This is a genomic window from Mesorhizobium sp. B2-5-7 (assembly GCF_006440875.1).
Lineage (GTDB): Bacteria > Pseudomonadota > Alphaproteobacteria > Rhizobiales > Rhizobiaceae > Mesorhizobium > Mesorhizobium australicum.
In genome coordinates, this window is the sequence record NZ_VFUO01000023.1 from 1 (window position 1) to 1,072 (window position 1,072).

The 1,072-nt window shown below is 58.8% G+C and carries 2 protein-coding genes; both read right to left on the reverse strand.

Features of this window, described 5'->3' with window-relative positions; translation table 11 throughout:
- A partial coding sequence (locus FJ543_RS31765; protein ID WP_210239596.1) for a hypothetical protein occupies positions 1-229 on the reverse strand: 229 nt, incomplete at its 3' end.
- A 540-nt stretch (positions 230-769) separates the two neighbouring features.
- Positions 770-1,072 (reverse strand): hypothetical protein (locus FJ543_RS32270; RefSeq protein ID WP_176479576.1); only part of this gene is annotated, 303 nt, incomplete at its 5' end.

The window sequence follows — 1,072 nt, forward strand, 5'->3', positions numbered from 1 at the left end:
GCGCAAAGAGGCTCACCGGCGACGCCTGGGAGAAGCGGCTAATTGCAGTGCGACGTGCAGTCGAAAATATCTGAGATTCAGCTGGTATTGCCAAATTGTTGCTGGATGCATGTGAGCAGTCGCCGCACTCTCGGCAATGCCTGGAAAGGCGCCCGACGCTCCGCTTGGCAGACCGAAAGAATGGCTTGAGACCAATCTGGATCTGACTAATACTGTCGCTGACCTGCATTCGACGTTCCTATCTTGCCCGGTTCGGAGCAGAGGTGATACAAATCGACTGGCCGGTCCATTTTATGACCACTCGATAACTGTAATCAGCGGTCTTAATCATGTGCGCGGCAAACGCTCGGCTCAGCTAGACGTTGGCTCATCTGGCGGTCGAAGGGCCTCTAAAACTAGTTAAATGGTTGATGTCGTAGTATGGATGGGGCTCGACCGCTCGGCACTGTCCGGCCTGCCGTGACCTTGGATCTAAAGAACATCACCCCGCCAATTGCCGAGGATGAAGCATTGGAGAAAAACTCGGTTCCGGCCCAGATTGAGTTCGGCAGCGTCACAAGATGTATGGGGCAGTCGCTGCGGTCAGCAATTTGTCGCTGACCGTCGGTCCCAAGGGGTTCGGGCAAGACCACGGCCCTGATGCTGCTCGCCGGGTTCGTAGCGCCCACTGAGGGAGACATCCGGATTGCTGGGAATTAGGTCGCGGCGGTGCAGTCTTATCGGCGCGACCAAGGCATCGTCTTCCAGAGCTATGCGCTGTTTCCGCACCTCACGGTGCGCCGAACCTAGAATTCCCGCTCGAAATGCGCGGCATGAAGGCTGCCGAGAGGCAGCGCAGGTCGACCGCATGCTCGCGCGCGTGCACCTCACCGACTTTGGCGGCCGCATGCCGTCGCAATTGAGCGGCGGCCAGTAACAGCGCGTGGCGCTTGCTCGAGCCCTGATCGCTGATCCGCCGTTCCTCTTGCTCGATGAGCCGCTCGGCGCACTTGACCGTAAGCGCTGTTCTGGTGGCACCTTTCGCGCGTGGTCGTGAGGAACGATGTTCGGAGCCTTTGAGGGCTTCGACACA